This window comes from Haloplanus vescus, from assembly GCF_900107665.1.
Lineage (GTDB): Archaea > Halobacteriota > Halobacteria > Halobacteriales > Haloferacaceae > Haloplanus > Haloplanus vescus.
This window is the reverse complement of record NZ_FNQT01000001.1, coordinates 939,512-958,138: the sequence shown is the minus strand read 5'-3', so window position 1 is coordinate 958,138 and position 18,627 is coordinate 939,512. Positions and strand designations below refer to the sequence as shown.

Here is an 18,627-nt window from a genome sequence, read left to right as displayed (position 1 = left end):
TATAATGATTAATTCCGCCGGTTTGCGGGGTCAGTACGACTGGGCGAAGAAGGCCGTCTCGACCGCCTCGTCGTCACAGAGGGCGCACGTCTCGCCCTCGTGAATCGGTTCGGTGTCGCTCTCGGACCCCTCGAAGGGAACGAGGACGATTTCGGCGGCCATCTGGTCTTTGATCTCCGCTTCGCAGTCTTCGTCGCCACACCACGGTGCCTTCACGTAGCCGCCGTGTTGGCCGATGGTGCCGAGGATGTCCGCGCGGTCCGTCGCCTCGCGGACGCTCCCCGACAGCGTCTCTTCGGCCGACGCGTAGAGTTTCGCGTAGACGGTGTCGAGGTGGTCCTGCACGGTGTCGACCAGGCCCTCGCGGTCGGCGCTCAACGATTCGCCGTCGGGTCGGTGAACGAGCGTCGCCGACTCCTCTTCGACTTCGTTCGGCCCGACTTCGATTCGGAGAGGGACACCCTTCAGCTCCCACTCGTTGAACTTGAAGCCGGGATTGCGCTCGTCTCGGTCGTCGAGTTCGACGCGGACGCCCGCCCCGCGCAGGTCGTCGGCCATCTCTTCGGCATACTCCAGGACGTCCTCTTTGGTCTCCTCCTGCCAGATGGGGACGATGACGACCTGTTCGGGAGCGACCGTCGGCGGGAGGACGAGTCCCTGGTCGTCGCTGTGAGTCATGATGAGCGCACCGAGCGCCCGCCACGACAGCCCCCACGAGGTGGTGTGGGCCACGCGCTCTTCCTCGTCTTCGTCCGTGTAGGTGATGTCGAAGGCGTCCGCGAAGCTCTGCCCGAGGTAGTGACTCGTCGCTCCCTGAACCGACTTGCCGTCGGGCATCAGCGCTTCGACGGTCGTCGTCGTATCGGCGCCGGGGAACTTGTCGTGTTCGGGCTTCTTGCCCCGCAGGACGGGGATGGCGAGGACGTCCTCGTACACCTCCTCGTACTGGTCGAGACGGGTCGTCGTCTCCGACCACGCTTCCTCCTCGCTCGCGTGCGCGGTGTGACCCTCCTGCCACAGGAACTCCTTGGTTCGGAAGAAGGGCTTCGTCTCCGTCGCTTCCCACCGGACCACGCTACACCACTGGTTGACGCGCAGGGGCAGGTCGCGGTGGCTCCGCACCCACTGGCTCATGTAGGGCGCGATGATACTCTCGCTGGTCGGGCGGACAGCGAGTCGCTCCTCCAGCTCCTCGTAGCCGCCGTGGGTGACCCACGCCACCTCGGGGTCGAACCCCTCGACCACGTCCTTCTCGCGTTCGAGATACGACTCGGGGATGAGCATCGGGAAGTACGCGTTCTGGACGCCCGTCGCCTTGAATCGGCTGTCGAGGGCGTTCTGGACGGCTTCCCAGAGCGCGTAGCCACGCGGGCGCGTGACGATGAATCCACTCATGCCGTCGGGCCCGTAGTTCGCGAGGCCGGCCTTCTGGACGACTTCGGCGTACCACTCGCCCGTGCTGTGTTCTTTCGACTCGGTGATGCCGAGTTCTTGGTCGTCGCTCATTACCGGGTGCTACGAGCGAGATACGGCTTAAAACGTCCGAAGCCCCCTCACACCTCGGCCTTCCGCTCGTCGGCGTCGGAATCGGCCAGCCGCGTCGGCTCCGGCAGCTTGTAGCCCGCACACAGGTTCGACACGAGTTCGACCGTCGTCTCGGCGCTCACGCGGTGCCCCGGGCTGATATACAGCGGATTGATGACTGGATTCGACTCGTACTGCCGGGACTGGTAGGCGTGGCCGAGGACCGTCCCCTCGGGCGCGTCGACCCGGTCGTCGGCGCGGACGGGTGCGCGCCAACCCTCGGGGCGGCCGTCCACTTCTGCCTCGATTCGGCCACAGAGGAGGTTCTTCGCCACGCCGACGCTCGGCACGTCGAGGACGACGCCCATGTGCGTCGCCAGTCCTGCCTGTCGGAAGTGAATCCGACCGCTCCCGTCGAAGACGACCAAATCGGGGTCGGTCTCCAGCGACGCGAACGCGTCGAGGATGGGCCCGCCCTCCCGGAAGGAGAGCAGGCCGGGAATATATGGTATCGAGAGGTCGGTCACGGCGCTCGCCCGTTCGACCACCTCGCCGCCGCGAAGGCAGACGATGGCGCTGACTGCTCGGTCGTCGAGAAACGCTTGGTCGACGCCCGCGACGACCGGGCGCTCGCCGGTGAGCGACGCCTCGCCGGAGACGGTCACGTCGGCCGGACGGAAGGGAACCTCGTCCGCGAACGTCGCGGCCGCGGCCACCTCTCGCTGGAGCGCTTTCATCTCCTCGCGGGACTGCTCGGGGTCGGGGACGAATGCGGGGCGAACGGGGTCCACGGGACTCACCGCCGACCGGGGCCGCCCGGGCCACCTGGGCCGCCGGGCCCACCCGGACCACCTGGACCGCCGCCACCGAACGACAACCGGTCCGGTACCCTGCGGGGTTGCTTGATTCGCTTCCCGTAGGCCAGTCCGATCACCAGTCCGATGAGGTGTGCGAGGTGGGCCACGTTCCCCTGCCCGACAGACGACGCGGTCTGGGGCTGGAGGAAGAAGAGCACGGAGATGAGCGCGAACCCGGCGGTGAACAGCCACAGCGGGATGGGGATGATGAAGTAGAGGTAGATGCGGAGCTTGGGGTTAAGGACGGTCAGGACGCCGAGGACGGCGAAGATGGCGCCGCTGGCGCCGACGACCGAGACGGCACCGGTTCCGAGGGCGATGCTCGCGAAGGCGAACCCGAGACCCGCGAGGACGCCGCTAATCAGGAAGAGCGCGGCGAAGCGCTTCGAATCCGTGTACTGCTCCACGAGCGGTCCGAAGAAGTACAGCACGATACTGTTGCCGGCGATGTGGACGAGGCTCCCGTGGGCGAACACGGAGGTGACCCACGTCCAGACGTAGGTGAGGTGGTCGGAGCGCAGGACGAACAGCGTCTGCATCGCCTCCGGTCCGGCCAGTCCCCGGACGAGGTACTGGAGGGCGAAGGTGACCCACATGAGGCCGAGAAACAGGTAGGCGACGTTGCCTCGGACGTAGGCGAAGGCGCCGCCGAGGTCGGTCGCCGACTTCACCCGGTCGGCGACGCCGCCACTCCCGCCCGTGGTCTCTACGCTGTCGTCGAACCCGCTATCGAACACGCCCTCGGGGTCGTCCCACTCGTTCAACCCGGGGCAGTCGTGGTTCTCCGGCAATCGGTGTTCGGAACAGAACGTCCCGCCGCAGCGCCGACACTGATACGGCAGATTCTCGTGTCTGCCGCACTCGTCGCACTGAGCCATTATCGGCCACTAACGGTGGGGGCGACAAAAAGGGGTGCGTTCGTCGGGTGTGGGCGACGCCTCAGGCGAACTGCTCGTCGTAGAGGTCGAGGGCGTGTTCGATGGCGTCTTTCGCCGCGGCCTTGTCCTCCCAGCCCTGCGTCTCGACTTCCTTGCCTTCCTCGAGGTTCTTGTAGGTCGCGAAGAACTCGTCGATTTCGTCGAGGGTCTGCTGGGGGATGTCTTCGAGGTCCTCGATGTGGTCGAAGCGCGGGTCCTCGGTCGGCACCGCGATGACTTTGTCGTCCTGCTCGCCGTCGTCGTCCATCTTCATCAGGGCGACGGGGCGGGCCTCGACGATGCATCCCGGGAACGTCTGGTCTTCGACGAGCACCATCACGTCGAAGGGGTCCTCGTCGTCGTAGTACGACTGCGGGATGAACCCGTAGTCGTACGGGTAGTGGACGTTGCTGTGGAGGACGCGGTCGAGGACGACACCGGGCACGTCTTTGTCGTACTCGTACTTGTTGCGCTCGCCTTTCAGACACTCGACGACCGCGTTAATCGTCTCGGGCGGGTTCGGGCCGGGTTCGAGGTCTCGCCACAGGTTCACCATACGAACACGACGGCAGAAGCGGACAATAGTCCTTTCGGGTTCGGAGCAACACGAATGAAAAGGTACATGAACAGCCACGGCCGAGAATATGTGACTACTTCGAGCGGCCGGCACCCCGTATCGGCCGCCCCGTTCCGGGCACGCGCCGAGTCACGTTGACGACCGGGCAGTCGTCGACCTGCGTGACGAACGATTGGTACGATGAGCGATATGTCTTCAATTGATAACGTCGAATTCTCCATTCAGGGGCATTGAGACGCTCGCAGACGGTAGAGTTGAGAAGGGTTAAATATCCCCGTGACATGTTTCTCTGTATGTCAGAGGCACAAGCAGTAACCAACGAGCCCGGCATCGTTCGCGACCTCACCGCGTTCCAGCACAACATCCTCGTCATCCTCTCGGAGGAGGCGATGTACGGACTGGCGATCAAACGACAGCTCGAATCGTACTACGACACCGAAGTCAACCACGGGCGTCTGTACCCCAACCTCGACGACCTCGTCGAGATGGGACTGGTCGAGAAGAGCGAACTCGACAAGCGAACCAACCAGTACGCCCTGACCGAGGACGGCCGCGACGCCGTTCTCAACCGTCTGAACTGGGAGCTCTCGAAGTTCGTCACCGACGACGACCGGGCCGAGTCGGTTCGCGAACTTATCGACGCACAGCAGTAACTTCGGGCATCGCCGTTTCTGTCACGTCGAACACGTATTCGAGCGACTGCGTCACCACCGCTTGTTGTTCGTCGCTCGGCCACGCGTTCCGCGGATAGTACTCGCGAAGGAACTCCTCCAGTTCCTCTGCCGTCGCCGTCTCCATCTGGCGCGCGTAGTGGTTGCCCATGAAGTCGGCGAACACGCGGGCGTTCTCGGCGTGAATCTCGCCGGCCCGCTCCTCGACGCGGTCGACTACCGCGGCGTTGTGTTCCTCGACCGTGTCCCACGATTCGGGGTCACCGCTCCCCGAGAGCGACACCTCGACCGCGCGGTCGGTATCCTCGATCCGGTCCATCTGGACCGTCCCGTCTTCCAGCCACGACGACGGGTGGAGGACGAGCGTGTCGTCGCTCTCGCGAATGCGCGCGGTGAAACCGTATTCGGCGAGTCGTTCGTCGCGGTCGCGTTCGTACGCCGCCGCTTCCTGTTCGTCCACCGCACGGCGGGCGAGCCGTGTCAGGCGCTCCGCAGTCGTCACGACTTCGCGTGGCAGGTCAGACATCGTCGAGTGCCTCGTTTGCCAGTTCGTCGGCGCGGTCGTTTATCTCTCGCGGTACGTGCTCCAGCGACCAGCGGTCGAACGCTTCGAGTAACTCCCGAACGCGGACTCGACGCTCTCGGAGGTCGGGGTCGTTCGTGTTCCACTCGCCGCGCACCTGCCGGACGATCAACTCCGAGTCGCCGCGGACGTCTATCTCGTCGAAGCCGTGGTCCCGAGCGGCCTCGACCGCTTGAATCAGGGCCTCGTACTCCGCGCGGTTGTTCGTCGTCCGGCCGATGGTGTCGTTGCCCTCGTCGACGATGCCGTCGCCGGAGACGATGACCCACCCGACGGCGCCCGGGCCGGGATTGCCGCGGCTCGCGCCGTCGAAGTAGACGTGGGCACGGCCGCCCGCGTCGGACAGCAGCGCCGTCAGGTCCGTCGGGCGCGCACCCTGAACGACCACTTTGTCGTCGTAGGCCACCGCGACGGCGTCGCCCCGTTCCGCCCGCCAGCGTTCGTGGTCCGTGTTGCCCGTTTCGACGTCGACGCCGGCGTCTTCCAACCGTCGTCTCGCCGTCGCGGGATCACTCTCGATAGTCGGCATTGCCGGGGCTTCGCGGTACCGACTAAAGGGGTATTCGTTCCGCACGCGTGCGGGCCCGGCCGAGGTTTTAAGTGACAGCGAAATACGACTATAAAAACGCGATGACACGGCCCACCCGCCAGCGAGACGACCGGACGCGATGGCAGGGCGAGGACGAGCAGGAAACCGACGACGACGTTGATCTCGACGATCTCGACCCAGAAGACCTCGTCAGAACGGCCGACGGCGAACTGATTCACGAAGAAACCGGACTCATCATCGAAGAGGAGCAAATCGACCCAGGTCCGGAGTGGCGGGCGTTCAACCACAAGGAACGACAGGAGAAATCGCGGGTGGGGGCCCCGACCACCCAGACGATGCACGACAAGGGGCTGACGACGACCATCGACTGGAAGGACAAGGACGCCTACGGGCGCTCGATTTCTTCGCGCAAGCGCTCGCAGATGCACCGCCTGCGCAAGTGGCAGGAGCGGATTCGAACCAAGGACGCGGGCGAGCGCAACCTACAGTTCGCACTCTCCGAAATCGACCGGATGGCCTCCGCGCTGGGCGTGCCGCGCTCCGTCCGGGAGGTGGCTTCCGTCATCTATCGGCGCGCGCTCAACGAGGACCTGATTCGCGGGCGCTCCATCGAGGGCGTCGCCACCGCCGCGCTCTACGCGGCCTGTCGGAAGGAGGGCATTCCCCGCTCGCTCGAAGAGATTTCCGAGGTATCTCGGGTCGAACGCAAGGAAATCGGTCGCACCTACCGCTACATCTCACAGGAACTCGGCCTGGAGATGAAGCCGGTCGACCCCAAGAAGTACGTCCCCCGCTTCTGTTCGGAACTCGAGCTGAGCGAGGAGGTGCAGTCGAAGGCCAACGAAATCATCGAGGAGACGGCGGAGAAGGGCCTGCTCTCGGGGAAGTCGCCGACCGGCTACGCCGCCGCGGCCATCTACGCGGCCTCGCTGCTCTGTAACGAGAAGAAGACCCAGCGCGAGGTGGCCGACGTGGCGCAGGTGACCGAAGTCACCATCCGCAATCGGTATCAGGAACAAATCGAGGCGATGGGCATCCACAGTTAGGTTCAAGCCGCCTCGTCCGGTAGCCCCGGTATGCGCCTCGACGAGTTCGTCGATATCGAGGCCAACGAACGCGCCGAGCGACGGCGCCTCGCACAGGAGAAATCCTACGAAATCCTCGACCACGTCGAATCGGTCGCCGACCGCGTCGAACAGACTGTCTCCGGCAACTCCGTCGTCGGCAGCGTCTCGCCCTCCATCTTCGTCGGTCGCTCGAACTACCCCAACGTCTCCACGGGCATCCTCTCGCCCGTCGGCAACGAGGGCGACGCCGCCCGCTTCGCCACCAGCGGCGAGTGGTACGAGGAGGGCGTCGATTTGGACGAGGTGTTCCGCCGCCGGACCAGTCTCCTCAACTCCCGGCGCTCCTCGCCAGTCGACGTCCACGACACGTGGGACGGCTTCGTCGGGGTCGGGCGGGAAGTCGCCATCGCGGACCGCCCGGTCGACGTGGAAATCGGCCTCGACGGCGACCCGACGGTCGAGTTCGACGCCGACGGCGTTTCGACGCCCACCGGCCCCAGCGCCAGCGCTCGGTCGGCGACGCTCGGCGAGAACCCGCACGTCCCGCGCCCGGTGAAGAAGACGCTCGAAGACGACGACTGGAACGCCGAGGGCGCCATCAACTACCTCTATCGGCGAGGCTTCGACGTCTACGACGTGAACACCATCCTCTCGGCGGGGGCGCTGGGTCAGCGCGAAAACCGCCGGCTCGTCCCCACGCGGTGGTCCATCACCGCCGTCGACGACACCGTGGGCCAGTACCTCCGTGGCTCGCTCCGTGACGCCCAGAGCGTGAACGAGGTGGAGATACACCGCAACGAGTTCCTCGGCAACGCCTACTGGGTGATTCTCGCCCCCGGTCAGTGGGAGTACGAACTCGTCGAACTGAAAGCGCCTGGCAGCGTCTGGAACCCCGACCCCGAGGCGGGGATGTGGCTCGCCGCCGACCGCGAGGGCTACGAGGGGCGGACGGGCTACGTCGAGGAGACGGCCGGCGCCTATCACGCCGCCCGCCTCGCCGTCCTCGAACACCTCGAAGACAGGGGGCGGCAAGCGAAGTGTCTCGTCCTCCGGCACGTCTCGGACGACTACTGGGGGCCGGCCGGCGTCTGGCAGGTCCGCGAGGGAATCAGACACGCCTTCGAGGGCGAACACGCCACGGCCGAGACGCTCGCCGACGCCGTCCGGGGCGTCGTCGACTACCTCCCCACGTCGATGGGGGCGCTCCGCCGCAAGTCCGCGATGGTCGCCGGCCTCCAGACCACCCTCTCGGACTTCTAGAGTGCCTCGTAGGCGGCGTCGACCATCGTCCCCGTCTCGGCGATGATGGCCGCCATCTCGTCGTCGTCGGGCGCGAGTCCCAGCAGTCGCCCGATGCGCATGATGCTGACGTGATAGACGGTCTGGACGCCCGGCTCTTCCTCCCAGATGACGACGTTACAGGGCATGAGCGCGCCGAGTCGGCCGCCGCTGGCGTCGAGGACGCGGTCGGCCATCTCGGGGTTGCACGCCCCGAGCACGTAGTAGGGGTCGCGGCCCGCGTCGAGTTTCTCGTTGAGCAGGTCGGACGGCGAGAACTCGACGGGGACGCCGAAGCCGGCGGCTTCGAACGTCTCGCGGACGTGTTCGACGGCCGCCTCGTGGTCCATCTCCAGCGTCGCGCGCTGTTCACCGATGTCCGTGCTCTCGACGACTGTCGGGTTGATGGGGAGTGCCATACCCCGACTACGTGACGCTCCCGGATAACTCGTCGTGAGTCACGACTCTCAGACCGTGTGGACGGGGACCGACGACTCTTGGACGACGCGGCGGGCCGTGTTGCCGACGAGTGGTTTGTCCGGGTCGCGCTTGCCGTGTTTGCCCATCGCGATGAGGTCCACGTCGTTGTCTTCGGCGTACGCGACGATGGCCTCGTCGGCGATGCCCGTGACGACGGCCGTCTCGCAGTCGACGCCCTCGGCGGCCGCCAGCTCCTCGATTTCGGCCGTGAGCTCTTCGCCTTTCTTTCGGATGCGCTTTTTCGTCTCGGCGATGTCGCTCGGCACCGCCACGTAGTCGGCGTCGCCCATATCGATGACGTACAGCGCCGTCACGCGCCCGCCGGTATCGGACACGAGGTCGATTGCGTGTTCTGCCGCCCGCCGCGCCGCCTCGCTCCCGTCGACCGGTACCAGGACGTGTTCGAAGGTTGCCATATGTCGACAGACGCCGCTCACCGACATAAACCCACAGCGAAATTACAGCGGAATGGGGAGCCACGAGAGCGCCCGCATCACCGTCGCCGTCGGGACGAGAGGCGGATGTAACACCAGCCAGTCGAGGAGGGCGAGGCCGATACCGTGGGCGACGACCGAGGGAAGCACCGACTCGCTCCGGTAGTCGACGGCGCCGAAGAGGACGTCCGTCGGCGCCGCCAACAGGAGTTCGACCGGCGGCTTGTGGACGTGATGGAGTGCGTAGACGACGGGGCTGATGAAGACGCTCTTGAAGCCCATCTCGCGCACGCCCACGCAGAGCAACCCCCGGTAGTACGTCTCGGCGGCGGCCGCGACGACGAACTGCGCGACTGCGTGCGGGAGGAAGGCGGCGAGCGCCGTCCCCGTCTCCCACATCGGGTAGTACGCCCGAATCGTGGGCAACGACGACCCGACGACGTAGAAGGGGACGACGAACGCGGCGAGAGCGACGGTGTTGCGGAGGGTGCGCCGGTCGACTCGCCAGCCCAGACCCCGGCCGTAGGCGAACGCGAGCAGGCTCGGCGCCGCGATGAAGACCACCACGTCGCGGACGAGGCGGGCGTCGAGACGCGCTGGCGGGACGGTCCAGAGCGACCACACGACGGCGAGGCCGGCGCCGAGAAGGAGCGACGCCCGGACCCACGAGGGTCGCACGACGCGCACCTCGTAGGAGTCCTCGCGTGTCATTCCCGGTGTATCGTCGTCCGTCCTGTACGATGCCCGGTCACGACGGGCACGTCTACTCGTCGGCGACGGGGACGGGGCCGGTTCCGATTACCGACCGGACCGTCGACAGGAACGTCTGTCGCGTATCGAAGTACGTCTCGTCGACGTCGTCGAGAATCGAGTCGAGCGTGCGGGGGCCGTCGGGCGTCCGCACCGTCGCGTCGCCTTCCTTGTCCCGGACTCGACTCGCCTCTTGGGGCCAGGTGAGTCGCGACGCCACCCGCGCGAGGGGCGCCCCCTCGACGGGTTCGCCCTCGCCGAGTTCGACCGCGGGTTCCGCCTCTTCGTCCGTATCCTCACTCATGCGCGTCGCTACTGTGCCCCGCGAGTTAATGGCTTCGGACCCGTCGAATCGTCGATTCCGGTCGCGAGCCGTCACACGCCCGTCTGACGTAGGGTTTTGTGTCGGGCTGCTGTATCACCGACTATGACCAGTCTCGGGGAGGTCTACCACGGAGACGACAGGAACGGTCCGAGTCTCCGGCAGATCTACGCAGGCGCGGCGCTGTTCGTCGTGGGTATCGTCCTCGTCGTCGCCGGCATCGTCGTCGCGACGACCGACGTACTGCTCGGGGGTGGCACCACGCTGTTTGAGGTGCGCGAGTACGGCGGCATCCTCGCCGGACTCGGCGTGCCCGCTGTCTTCCTCGGCATCTCGGCCGTCTTGCCCGCCGAGCGTTCGACGCGTGCCGCCGCGGGCATCGGCGCCAGCGTCGCCGTCCTCGGCGTCGCCCTCTTCGCGCACGCCTACCCGTGCCGGTGGTCGGGCGCCAACTGTGCTCCCGGCATGGTCGACCTGACCCTCCCCACCGTCAGCGTCTACTTCCTCGGCGCGCTCACCACCTTCTGGTGTCTGTTCGTCGGCATCGCCAACTTCAAGACGCGAAACGACCCGGGCGGCACCGTCACGATGGAAGTGACACGACAGGGTGAGACGAAGGTGGTCGAAGTCGACCGCTCGAAGTCCATGGGGAGCGTCGGCCTCGGCGGCACCACGTCCGGGCCGACCGGCACCGTCAGCACGCAGGTCAGCGACGGCGGCTCCAACGACGAAATCGTTCACGAAGTCGCGTCCGTCTCGTCGTCTCAATCCTCCGCTGGTGGCGACACCACGACGCCCCCCTCGCCTTCGACCGACTCCGACGACGAAGTGTGGAAATCCACGTCGGCGACGAGTGCGTCCACCGACGCCGCGGACCGCTACTGCGGCAACTGCGAGCACTTCGAATACGTCCGCACCGAACGCGGCATCCAGCCCTACTGTGGTCACCACGACGGCGTCATGGCCGACATGGACGCCTGCGAGGACTGGAACGGGCGCTAACGCGCGACGATGCGGATGTGGTCGCCTTCTTGCAGGATGTACGTCGAGGGTTCGACCGGTGACCCGTTCACCTCGACGATGGCCGTCTCGTCCGGGTCGTCGCCGTAGGTTTCGCCGTCGGCAGTCACCGTCTCGTCGGTCACTTCCAGTCCGATAGTCGCCATCGCCCACTGGAGCGTGACGCTTCGGGCGTGGACGTGCCACTCCGACCCGTCACCGCCTTCGAAGTGGAAGGCGTCGACGTTCGTAGATTCGTACTGGAACCGCTGCTGGCTGAAGTCGACGGACTGGTTCCCGATGGTCACGTTGATCGTTCCGTGGTAGTGGACCGCCCCGACGTCGGTCGGTTCGATCGGCCGACTCGCTCCCTCGCTCCCCATGAGCGTCGCGTACACCACCACGACGCCCGCGAGGAGGACGACGACGCCGAGTGCGACCATGCGGAGACTGACCCTGCCCTCGTCGTCGTCGACGGAGAGCCGTCGCCGGTCTATCGGGCCCAGTTCGTCGGCGTGTTCCGCCTTGAGGTGGTCGTCGTGGGCTCCCTCGTCGTCGAACGTCTCGCCGCAGTATCGACACTCGCGCATCGACCGAGTCGTCGCACTCCTGACGCTCAACCCTTGCGGTCGCCGGTCACCCCGCGGAGACGCGCCCGCACGTCGTCCCAGTGACTCCCCCGCCAGAAGTGCTGGCCGCACCGCTCGCACCGCCAGACGGCCGCCGCCGCCGGGTCGGGCACGTCGTTCGGCGTCGACGCCTCCTCGCTCACTGCTGCTAGCGCCCCGTTACACCGACCGCACCGACGCGGCGTCTCGGGGAGCGAGAGTCGAACCCCCGCGACATCGAGTTCGCACAACTGCCCCTCGATGTCTGTCGCCGAGAGTCGAATCGCATCCTCCGTCCGCGCCGCGAGGTCGGCGTCGCGCGTGACGAGTCGGCGGTCCTCCTCGCGTGCGAGCCGTGCGAGTGCGTCGTCGGCCTCGATGTCTCGGTCGAGGGCGTACGCCGTGTCGTGGCCGCACATCCTGAGGTAGCGCGCCAGCTTGCCGAGCATCGCGTCGCAGAGAAAGCGAGCCATCAGCTCAGCCACGCGGCTAGGTCGTCGGGCGACCGCGTGTTGAGTACGTCCTCCGCTTCGGCCCACCCACGCCGCGCCGTGTGGACGCCGTAGCGCCGTAGCGCCAGTTCCTCGCCGCTGTGGGCGTCGGTGTTGATGGTAATCGTCGCCCCCGCTTCCACGGCGGTCCGCACCCCCTCGTCGTTCAGGTCGAGTCGGTGCGGGTTGGCGTTCACTTCCAGCGCCGTGCCGGCCTCGGCGGCGGCCGTCGCGAGTCGGTCCAGGTCGGGCGCGAGTCCCGGCCGGTCGTTGATGAGTCGGCCCGTGGGATGGCCGAGAACGTCCGTCTCGGGGTGTTCCACCGCGGCCACGAGGCGGTCGGTCGCGGCGTCGCGGTCCGCCCCGAGGCCGCTGTGGGGCGACGCGATGACCACGTCCAACTCCGCGAGTACGTCGTCCCCGACCGAGAGGTCGCCGTCGGCATCGATGTTGGCCTCGACGCCGTGGAAGACGGTGAGGTCCGTGTCCGCCGCCGCTTCCGCCACGGCGTCCATCTGCTCGCGGAGTTCGTCGTCGTCGAGGCCGACGCCGCCGACCATCCCCGGGCCGGTGGCGTGGTCGGAGACACAGAGGAAGTCGTCGCCCCGGTCGGCCGCTGCCGCTATCATCGACTCGATGGACTGGCTCCCGTCCGACCACTCGGTGTGCGTGTGAAGGTCGCCCCGGAGCGACCCGGGTTCGAGGAGGTCGGGCAGCTCCCCCGCCGCCGCGGCCTCGATTTCGCCGCGGTCCTCGCGGAGTTCTGGGGGAATCAGCGGTAGGTCGAGGGCGTCGTACATCTCCGCTTCCGTCTCGCCGCCGACCCGGCGCCCGGCGCGTTGGCCCTCCGTCTCCTCGGCCACGTCGCTCACGTCGAACACGCCGTACTCGTTCATCTTCAGGTCGCGGTCGATGGCGAGGTTGCGGAGGTGGACGTTGTGGTCCTTGCTCCCGGTGAAATACTGGAGCGCTGCCCCGAACTCGGCGGGGTCGACGACGCGCAAATCTACGCGCATGCCACGCGCGCGGACGCTGGCTTTCGTCGGCCCCGACTCGATGAGCTCTGCTCCCGCGTCCCAGTCGAGGAAGGCGTCGACGGCCCCCTCCGCCTCCGCGCTCGCGACGAGGACGTCCACGTCGCCGATGGTTTCGCGCCACCGCCGATTCGACCCCGCGATGGCTACCTCCGCCACCGGGTCGGCGTCTCGCAGGTAGTTACGCACCGCTTCGGCGATGGGGCGTGCGTCGCCGAGGAGTTCGCGCTCCTGTGCCTGTCGGGCGAAGGGGATGTTCTCGAGGATGTTCGACTCCGTCTTGGGGCCGAAGCCCGACACCGCCTGAATCTCGCCGTCGCGCGCCGCGGCTTCGAGTTCGTCGAGCGTCGTGATTCCGAGCGCCTCGTAGAGCGTGCCGACCGTCTTCGGGCCGACGCCCTCGACGCTCGTGAGCGCCGCCATGTCGACGGGGAGGTCCGCGCGCAGTTCGTCGAGTTCTTCGATTTCTCCCGTCTCGACGTACTCGACGGCCTTCGACGCGATGGCGTCGCCGACGCCCTCGATGTCTTTCACCGCCGACTCGCCCTCCGTCGCCAAGTCCTCTATCGGCGTCGGATGCTCGCGAATGCTTTCTGCGGCGCGGCGGTAGCTCCGCGGTTTGAACTCCACGTCTTGGGCTTCGAGGAGGTCCGCCATCTCCTCGAAGCGGTCGGCGAGTTCGGCGTTGCGGCTCACAGCCGCCCCCGCGTGTTGTGGCTGGCGTCCTCGTGGCCGAGCGCCTTCTTCAGGAAGCTCATCCAGCGCTTGCGGTCCGCCGCTTCCTTGGCTTTCGCCTCGCGTTCGAGGTCCGCGGGACCGAGCTGTTCGAGGGCGTTGAGCGCCCGGTCGATACCGATGATGCTCTCGACCAGACGCTCGCCCTCGGCGTAGCTCACCTCGTCGTCTTCGATTTTCTGGAGGCGCTGGAGGCGCTCGCGCCGGAGGTTCTTTTTCGCTTGGTCGACCCGTTCGCGCTCGCCCGCGGGTACCGTATCGCGGCGCTTGATTTCGAAGACGAACTGCTGGAGGTCCACCTCATCGCCCTGCACCGTGATTCGCTCCGGGATGTCGGCGCCGACCGTGGCCCCCTCACGGTTGACGCGTTCGAGGAGTTGCTTGCGCTCGAACTCTTTCACGGCTCGGCGTTGGCGCGCCGCTCACTTCGCTCCTTCGCCACCCGCCGTGTCCGTGTACGGCTCCTCGATGTCCGGGTCGCCGCCGACGACGCTCCCCACCCGCCGCGTCACGAAGTCGAAGACGATGACGACCGGAAAGAGGAGGCGTTCGACGACCCACACCGGGCGCGCCGTCGTGAGCGACCACTCCTCGGCGTTGCCGAGGCCGTAGGCCTTGGGCAGTATCTCGCCGAATACGAGGACGACGCTGCTGGCGACGACGGTGGTGAGGACGACGGCGACTTCGCCGGTGAATCGCTCGGCCAGCAACACCGCGAGGATGCTGGAGATGGCGACGTTGACGACGTTGTTGCCGACCAGCAGCGTCACGAGGAGGCGATGCGGGTCCGCGCGGAGCTCCGCGAGTATCGACGCTCGCGGGTCCTTCGCGGCGGTGCGCTCCTCGAGCCACGCCTCCGACAGCGAGAAGACGGCGATTTCCGTACTGGAGAAGAAGGCACTCGCCATCAGTAGGCCGACCACTGCGACCAGACTCAGTATCGTGGCGTCTACCATGCCTCCTGTCGGGTCGTGTGCGGCAAAAAACGGGCGGTCAGACAGAAAGTTCTTGAACGCGGCCCGACCATCCTCGGCAAATGGATTCGTCCGGCGGTGTCGAGGTGAGCGTCGTCCTCCCCGCGTACAACGAGGAGGCCACCATCGAGGAGACGGTGCGGACGACGCTCCAGACGCTCGATACCTTCCTCCCGTCGGACGCGTACGAAGTCATCGTCGCGGAGGACGGCTGTGACGACCGAACGCCCGACATCGCCGACCGACTCGCTGCCGACGACAACCGGATTCGACACTACCACAGCGACGAACGCCTCGGCCGGGGCGGCGCACTCGAACGCGCGTTCGACGCCGCCCGCGGCGACACCCTCGTCTACTTCGACACCGACCGCGCGACCGACATGCGTCACCTGGAGGAACTCGTCGAGCGCGTCCGCTCCGGCGACGCTGACGTGGCCACGGGGTCGCGCTGGATGCCCGGGCGCGTCGCCGACCGCCCCGCCAAGCGCGGAGTCCCGTCCCGGGCGTACAACGGCCTCGTCCGCCTGTTCCTGCGCTCGTCGCTCTGTGACCACCAGTGCGGGTTCAAAGCGATGAGCCGCGAGGCCTTCGTCCGCCTCCACCGCGACATCGAGGACGACCACTGGTTCTGGGACACCGAACTGCTGGTTCGCGCCCAGCGCGCCGGCCTGACCGTCGAGGAGTTCCCCGTCGACTGGGAGCCGAAAGGCGACACGAAAGTCGACCTGGTCCGGGACGTGTTCGGGATGGGGAGTCAGATTCTCCGGCTGTGGTGGCAGCTCTCCGTCAGCCCGCGCATCACCCGCCGGGTGAGCATCGCGGCGAGCGTCCTCCTGACGGTGGTCGCGCTCGCGCTCATGACGGTGTATCTCGACCCGCAAGCGGTGCTGCGAGAGCTCGAGGGCGCCGACCCCGCGTTCGTCGCGCTCGCGGCCGTCGTCTACCTCCTCTCGTGGCCCCTGCGCGGCGCGCGCTACCGCGATATCTTGGGCGAACTCGGCTACGACGAACGCCTCGGCTTCCTCACCGGCGTCGTGTTCATCAGTCAGACGGGCAACCTCGTCGTCCCCGCGCGACTCGGCGACGGCGTCCGCGCGTACGTGGTCAAGGCCCGCCGCGGCATTCCGTACCCGACTGGCTTTGCCTCGCTCGCCGTCGAGCGCGTCTTCGACCTGCTGACCATCACGGTCCTCGGCGGGACGGTGTTCATCGGGTTCGTACTCACGGGCGCCACCGACCAAGTCGTCGACGCCGTCTCGGCCGGCGTCCCCGGCGTCGACCCGCGGAGCGCCCGCGTCGCACTCACCGTCGCCGTCGGCGTCGCGATGGCGGCGCTTCTCGCCGTCGCCGCCATCGTGGTGAGCGCCCGCCGCGACGACAACCTGATTCGGCGGGTCGTCACGCGTGTGAGTTCGGACTCCTACGCCGACTACGTGGCGGGCGTTCTGGAGGGCTTTGTCTCCGGCGTCCAGACGGTCGCCGCCGACCGCGGCGCCTTCGTCCGCGTGGGCGCGAGCAGTCTCGCCATCTGGACGCTCGACGTGGTGACAGCGGCGCTCGTCCTCGCCGCGTTCGACGTCCCACTCGCGCCGTCGACGCTCGTTGCGGTCAGTTTCTTCGCGGTGAGCGTCGGGAACCTCGCCAAGGTGCTCCCGCTCTCGCCGGGCGGCATCGGCCTGTACGAGGCGGCCTTTACCCTCCTCGTCGCGGGCCTGACCCCCGTGAGCGGCGTGACCGCCTTCGGCGCCGCGGTGCTCGACCACGCCGTCAAGAATCTCGTCACCGTGGCTGGCGGCGGTATCTCGATGCTCGCGCTCAACGTCTCCCTGACGAGTGCGGTGGACGAGGCGTCGGGGTCGACGCCCGCCGCCGACGCGGACACCGCGGACCCGGACGTGGATTAAAACAGGTCGGCGAGGCGCTCGGCCCCGTCGAGCAGGTTCGGACTCGGCTGGTTCAGGAGGGCGTCGTCGACGACGTGGACGCTGGCGTCGACCTCCCACCCGCGCTCGGCGAGTTGGCTCGGGTCCACGTCCGTGCCGCGCCCGCAGAGGTGGAACACGACGTGGTCAGGGTCGGCCGCCTCCACCGCCGCCTGACTCACTGCCCGCGAGCGCTCGCCGGCGTCGACGAACGGGTAGTGGCCGCCCGCCGCCTCGACCACGTCTGGAACCCAGTTGCCGGCCGCCATCGGCGGGTCGGCCCACTCCTCGCAGTAGACGGTCGGGCGGTCGTCGGTCGCGCGTTCTCGAACTCGCTCCAGTCGCTCGTGACTCCGGGCGGCGAGTCGGTCGCCCGCTGCCGGGCGTCCCACGGCGGCGCCGAGTTCGGCGAAGCCGTCGAGCACTTCGGAGAGGGTCACGGCATCGACGTGGTGGACGCGGACGCCGCGTTCGCGGAGGGCGTCGCGCACGTCGGCTTGGAGGGCGTCGCTGGTGCAGACGAGGTCGGGGTCGAGGTCCGTGAGGCGGTCGAGGTCGGGGTCGAGCCACCCCCCGAGGACGGCCGCATCGAGGTCCGCCCGACAGTGGCTCGTGACGCCCACGAGGCGGTCCGCGGCGCCCAACGCTTGGAGCGTTACGGTGGCGGCGGGCGCGAGCGAGACGATGCGGTCCGGAGTCTCCATACCGACCCCACGCGGCGGACGGTCAAGAACGCGGTGGCCGGCGCCGGAACCGACACCGATACCTGCCGGGGCCGGGGAACTGCAGGCGATGCGGACCCAGCACGTCCTGCACGTCGGCGACGCCGCGGCCATGGACGCCGTCGACGACGAATCGGTACATCTCGTCGTCACGTCGCCCCCGTACCCCATGATAGACCTCTGGGACGACCTCTTCGCGGCCCAAGACTCCGACGTGCGGGCGGCACTCGACGCCGGCGACGGCGACGCGGCCTTCGAACTCATGCACGCGCAGTTGGACGCCGTCTGGGACGAAGTGGAACGCACCCTCGCCCCCGGTGGTATCGCCTGTATCAACGTCGGCGACGCCACCCGCTCCATCGGCGGCGAGTTCCAGCAGTTCCCGAATCACGCCCGAATCGTCGACGCCCTCCGCTCGCGCGGCCTGACGCCGCTCCCGGACGTGCTCTGGCGCAAGCCGACCAACAGCCTCACCAAGTTCCTGGGGTCGGGCACGCTCCCGCCGAACGCCTACGTCACGCTCGAACACGAGTACGTCCTCCTGTTCCGGAAGGGCGGCACCCGGTCGTTCCCGCCGGGCGACGACCGGCGCTACGAGAGCGCCTTCTTCTGGGAGGAGCGCAACCGCTGGTTCTCCGACCTCTGGGAGGTGCGCGGCGAGGGACAGGCTCTCGAGGACGACGCGCGTCGGGAGCGCTCCGGCGCCTTTCCGCTGGAGATTCCGCTTCGCCTCGTGCGGATGTTCTCGGTGCGCGGTGACCGCGTCCTCGACCCCTTCACGGGGACGGGGACGACGGCGCTGGCGGCGATGCACGCCGCCCGGAACTCGGTGGGGTACGACCTCGACGCCGACCTGTTCGGCGCCCTCGACGACCGACTGGACGACCTCCCCGCAGACTCGCGGCGACGGGTCGCCGACCGCCTCGACCGGCACCGCGAGGCGATGGCCGACCGCGACGGCGGCTACGACGCCGAGTACTACGACTTCTCGGTCGTGACGAAAAACGAGCGCCGGATTCGCCCGTACGTGGTCGCGGGCGTCGAATCCGAGACGGTCGACGCGGGCAGACGCTACGCGCTCACGCACCGCCCGGCCGACGGCGAGGAGTTTAGTGGCCGCCCCTCCGAGTGA

General features: G+C 67.6%; 22 protein-coding genes. 6 read left to right on the top strand and 16 right to left on the bottom strand.

From position 1 onward, the window contains the following. Positions 1–30 precede the first annotated feature (30 nt). From proS to BLU18_RS05090, 4 genes are all read right to left on the bottom strand, one after another. Positions 31–1,506: a proline--tRNA ligase gene (proS, locus tag BLU18_RS05105; protein ID WP_092632478.1), complete on the bottom strand. Its 1,476-nt coding sequence runs from the start codon at positions 1,504–1,506 to the stop codon at positions 31–33. Positions 1,507–1,553: 47 nt separating this feature from the next. Beyond that, positions 1,554–2,315 carry an endonuclease V gene (locus BLU18_RS05100; RefSeq protein WP_394327334.1) on the bottom strand — a complete coding sequence of 254 codons (762 nt, stop codon included), beginning with the start codon at positions 2,313–2,315 and terminating at the stop codon, positions 1,554–1,556. A 5-nt stretch (positions 2,316–2,320) separates the two neighbouring features. Then, on the bottom strand, positions 2,321–3,259 hold the full coding sequence (locus BLU18_RS05095; RefSeq protein WP_092632472.1) for a rhomboid family intramembrane serine protease: 939 nt from the start codon (positions 3,257–3,259) through the stop codon (positions 2,321–2,323). 61 nt (positions 3,260–3,320) lie between these two features. Then, positions 3,321–3,854, bottom strand: coding sequence for an inorganic diphosphatase (locus tag BLU18_RS05090; RefSeq protein ID WP_092632469.1), 534 nt, complete (start codon positions 3,852–3,854; stop codon positions 3,321–3,323). 314 nt (positions 3,855–4,168) lie between these two features. On the opposite strand from BLU18_RS05090, the gene BLU18_RS05085 reads away from it, so the two are divergent. After that, a complete protein-coding gene (locus BLU18_RS05085; RefSeq protein ID WP_092632466.1) occupies positions 4,169–4,528 on the top strand; it encodes a PadR family transcriptional regulator in 360 nt (119 codons plus the stop codon). Here the strand turns inward: BLU18_RS05085 and BLU18_RS05080 are convergent. Further along, a complete protein-coding gene (locus BLU18_RS05080) occupies positions 4,509–5,072 on the bottom strand; it encodes a DUF7108 family protein (RefSeq protein WP_092632463.1) in 564 nt (187 codons plus the stop codon). The two genes, BLU18_RS05085 and BLU18_RS05080, sit on opposite strands and share 20 nt — an antisense overlap. Beyond that, positions 5,065–5,658: a ribonuclease HI gene (rnhA, locus tag BLU18_RS05075; protein ID WP_092632460.1), complete on the bottom strand. Its 594-nt coding sequence runs from the start codon at positions 5,656–5,658 to the stop codon at positions 5,065–5,067. Before rnhA ends, BLU18_RS05080 begins: the two co-directional genes overlap by 8 nt. Before the next feature lie 101 nt (positions 5,659–5,759). Between rnhA and BLU18_RS05070 the strand changes: the two genes are divergently transcribed. Next, a complete protein-coding gene (locus BLU18_RS05070) occupies positions 5,760–6,725 on the top strand; it encodes a transcription initiation factor IIB (RefSeq protein WP_092632457.1) in 966 nt (321 codons plus the stop codon). Between the two features lie 30 nt (positions 6,726–6,755). Then, entirely contained in the window at positions 6,756–8,006 is a 1,251-nt protein-coding gene (gene nreA, locus BLU18_RS05065; RefSeq protein WP_092632454.1) for a DNA repair protein NreA, read from the top strand. Here the strand turns inward: nreA and BLU18_RS05060 are convergent. Genes BLU18_RS05060 through BLU18_RS05045 form a run of 4 tightly spaced genes read right to left on the bottom strand, consistent with a single transcriptional unit; the run spans position 8,003 to position 9,992 of the window. Next, positions 8,003–8,443, bottom strand: a complete 441-nt coding sequence (locus tag BLU18_RS05060; RefSeq protein WP_092632451.1) for a DUF302 domain-containing protein — start codon at positions 8,441–8,443, stop codon at positions 8,003–8,005. The genes nreA and BLU18_RS05060 overlap by 4 nt on opposite strands. A gap of 48 nt (positions 8,444–8,491) precedes the next feature. Continuing rightward, entirely contained in the window at positions 8,492–8,920 is a 429-nt protein-coding gene (locus tag BLU18_RS05055; protein ID WP_092632448.1) for a universal stress protein, read from the bottom strand. Between the two features lie 42 nt (positions 8,921–8,962). Next, positions 8,963–9,649 (bottom strand): CPBP family intramembrane glutamic endopeptidase, encoded by a 687-nt coding sequence (locus BLU18_RS05050; protein WP_092632445.1) that lies wholly within the window; start codon positions 9,647–9,649, stop codon positions 8,963–8,965. Between the two features lie 52 nt (positions 9,650–9,701). Then, a complete protein-coding gene (locus BLU18_RS05045; protein WP_092632442.1) occupies positions 9,702–9,992 on the bottom strand; it encodes a DUF5789 family protein in 291 nt (96 codons plus the stop codon). Positions 9,993–10,115: 123 nt separating this feature from the next. On the opposite strand from BLU18_RS05045, the gene BLU18_RS05040 reads away from it, so the two are divergent. Continuing rightward, positions 10,116–11,012: a cell division protein CdpA domain-containing protein gene (locus tag BLU18_RS05040; RefSeq protein ID WP_092632438.1), complete on the top strand. Its 897-nt coding sequence runs from the start codon at positions 10,116–10,118 to the stop codon at positions 11,010–11,012. Here the strand turns inward: BLU18_RS05040 and BLU18_RS05035 are convergent. Genes BLU18_RS05035 through BLU18_RS05015 form a run of 5 tightly spaced genes read right to left on the bottom strand, consistent with a single transcriptional unit; the run spans position 11,009 to position 14,833 of the window. Continuing rightward, complete coding sequence (locus BLU18_RS05035) at positions 11,009–11,599, bottom strand: hypothetical protein (protein ID WP_092632435.1); 591 nt, start codon at positions 11,597–11,599, stop codon at positions 11,009–11,011. The two genes, BLU18_RS05040 and BLU18_RS05035, sit on opposite strands and share 4 nt — an antisense overlap. A gap of 26 nt (positions 11,600–11,625) precedes the next feature. Next, a complete protein-coding gene (locus tag BLU18_RS05030) occupies positions 11,626–12,102 on the bottom strand; it encodes a Mut7-C RNAse domain-containing protein (protein WP_245697882.1) in 477 nt (158 codons plus the stop codon). Then, complete coding sequence (polX, locus tag BLU18_RS05025; RefSeq protein ID WP_092632429.1) at positions 12,090–13,838, bottom strand: DNA polymerase/3'-5' exonuclease PolX; 1,749 nt, start codon at positions 13,836–13,838, stop codon at positions 12,090–12,092. The genes BLU18_RS05030 and polX overlap by 13 nt, the downstream gene beginning before the upstream one ends. Further along, entirely contained in the window at positions 13,835–14,278 is a 444-nt protein-coding gene (locus tag BLU18_RS05020; RefSeq protein ID WP_092632426.1) for a DUF5788 family protein, read from the bottom strand. The genes polX and BLU18_RS05020 overlap by 4 nt, the downstream gene beginning before the upstream one ends. 21 nt (positions 14,279–14,299) lie before the next feature. Then, on the bottom strand, positions 14,300–14,833 hold the full coding sequence (locus tag BLU18_RS05015; protein ID WP_092632423.1) for a CNNM domain-containing protein: 534 nt from the start codon (positions 14,831–14,833) through the stop codon (positions 14,300–14,302). A gap of 80 nt (positions 14,834–14,913) precedes the next feature. Here BLU18_RS05015 and BLU18_RS05010 point away from each other — a divergent pair, with 80 nt between their 5' ends. Continuing rightward, the gene (locus tag BLU18_RS05010; protein WP_092632420.1) at positions 14,914–16,755 is read left to right on the top strand and encodes a flippase-like domain-containing protein; all 1,842 of its coding nucleotides are present in this window, start codon (positions 14,914–14,916) and stop codon (positions 16,753–16,755) included. Here BLU18_RS05010 and BLU18_RS05005 read toward each other — a convergent pair. Then, positions 16,752–17,477 (bottom strand): cobalamin-binding protein, encoded by a 726-nt coding sequence (locus BLU18_RS05005; protein WP_092632417.1) that lies wholly within the window; start codon positions 17,475–17,477, stop codon positions 16,752–16,754. The genes BLU18_RS05010 and BLU18_RS05005 overlap by 4 nt on opposite strands. A gap of 88 nt (positions 17,478–17,565) precedes the next feature. Between BLU18_RS05005 and BLU18_RS05000 the strand changes: the two genes are divergently transcribed. Further along, on the top strand, positions 17,566–18,627 hold the full coding sequence (locus BLU18_RS05000) for a DNA-methyltransferase (protein ID WP_092632414.1): 1,062 nt from the start codon (positions 17,566–17,568) through the stop codon (positions 18,625–18,627).